Source organism: Roseibium sp. AWQ4_254 (assembly GCF_056161025.1).
The window spans coordinates 1-1,749 of sequence record NZ_JBSWYH010000077.1 but is presented as its reverse complement, the minus strand read 5'-3'; the positions used below and the strand labels follow the sequence as shown (position 1 = coordinate 1,749).

The window sequence follows — 1,749 nt, the reverse complement described above, 5'->3', positions numbered from 1 at the left end:
TCATTAAGGGCCCTTAAATGTCCATTTAATTAAGCGGACACTTAACGCACCAAATCGAAAAGCGGCAGGTCGGGTTCAACGGACGCTCACCTAGCTGCCGCCGAAGGGAATAGAGAAACGAACACACCCACCCAGTCAATATTACCGCAAAAGCAGACAACAAGACGCTCATATGAACGAAGCTTAGAGAGCCTTGAACGCTATGTAGCCACAACGCGAGAAAAACCAGACCAAGGATTGCTGAGGTCCAAAAAATCGCTCCTGTAAATCTACTAGAGTCGGGTAAGAAGGCAAGAGCTGCACTTGCACAGACCGAAACGAAGAAAAGAACAACCGGAAAAATGGGATTGGTCAAATATTCATACATTTTTCGTCTCTCAAACGGTGAAGGTGTCCATAGAGATCATATCTTTGCCCGGTTTAAACGCCTTTCAAACTGGCTTTTGAGAGCTTCCACCTTTGCTCTAGATCAGCCCCCCTTTTCGTGTAGCGCGCAACTTCACTTGGCATCCAGAAAATGAAGGTTAGGCCGGGGGCATGAGCGCGATCTGGCTGGCCCGGCGGCCGCAGTGGGGGCAGGTCTGCGACGAGGCGATCCTTGTTTCTTTGATAAACACATATTTGGCCCCGAAAGCCTTAATCAGTGTTTCCATATCCAAGGCCCATCCGTGGCCGCAATGACAGTTTGCAATTAGCCTGTATCCCGACCTCTTCAGGACCGACAGCGCCCGGAGGACCGTGGCCTTATGACGGCTCATTCTACGCTACCCCGAACACGTTGAACCGCCCCGGATTTGTCGGAGACCATTTGGCTTAAATTATGCGGCCACGGCTGGTGCGTCCAGCATGGCGTAGTATCGTTCTTCGGCTTCGGCCGGAGGGATGTTTCCTATGGGCTCCAGAAGGCGCCGGTGGTTGAACCAGTCGACCCATTCGAGTGTTGCGAACTCGACGGCTTCGAAGTTTCGCCACGGTCCACGCCGATGAATGACCTCGGCCTTGTAAAGACCGTTGATCGTTTCGGCGAGAGCATTGTCGTAGCTATCGCCGACACTTCCGACAGAAGGTTCGATGCCAGCCTCGGCCAGCCGCTCCGAATACCTGATCGACACATATTGGGCGAATTCAACCGGTCGTCGCAACACCTTCGATTGCATCTTGTTTGAGTAGCTGTTTGAGAGCTTCTGCCGGTGTTTGCCAACCCAGTGTTTTTCGTGGGCGCGTGTTCAACGCGTGAGCAACAGCGCTCAACTCTTCAGCGCCGTGCTGGCTGAGATCCGTGCCCTTGGGGAAGTACTGGCGGAGCAAACCGTTGGTGTTTTCATTGCTGCCGCGCTGCCATGGGCTTTGAGGGTCGCAGAAGTAGATCTCGAGACCGGTATCAATCCGCAGCTGCGCGTGTTGGGCCATCTCGGCACCTTGGTCCCAGGTCAGCGAGCGGCGCAGTTGAGCAGGCAGGCTGCTGATCGTCTCGGCGATGGCATCGCGGACCGCCTTGGCGCCATGACCGGCGAGGGCTGGTCCACTCTTGACTGGTTTGCCTGTCCCGTGCTCCTTCATGCGTGGCAAGTGCAGGAGCACGGTGAAGCGGGTCGTGCGTTCGACGAGCGTCCCGATCGCCGAGCTGCCAAGGCCGAGAATGAGATCCCCTTCCCAATGGCCCGGAACCGCTCTGTCGCTGATCTCTGCTGGGCGGTCGCTGATCATCAACGCATCATTGAGGAAGGATTTGCCGCGATTGCGTCCGCG

The 1,749-nt window shown here is 55.5% G+C and carries 2 protein-coding genes and 1 pseudogene; all 3 read right to left on the bottom strand.

What is annotated here, in order from left to right; genetic code table 11:
• Positions 1-524: 524 nt before the first annotated feature.
• Positions 525-653 carry a hypothetical protein gene (locus tag ACXAIC_RS24665; protein ID WP_475187064.1) on the bottom strand — a complete coding sequence of 43 codons (129 nt, stop codon included), beginning with the start codon at positions 651-653 and terminating at the stop codon, positions 525-527.
• 165 nt (positions 654-818) lie between these two features.
• Positions 819-1,121: pseudogene (locus ACXAIC_RS24660) on the bottom strand (integrase core domain-containing protein); the annotation flags it as partial.
• Between the two features lie 4 nt (positions 1,122-1,125).
• A partial coding sequence (locus ACXAIC_RS24655; RefSeq protein ID WP_475187061.1) for an IS30 family transposase occupies positions 1,126-1,749 on the bottom strand: 624 nt, incomplete at its 5' end.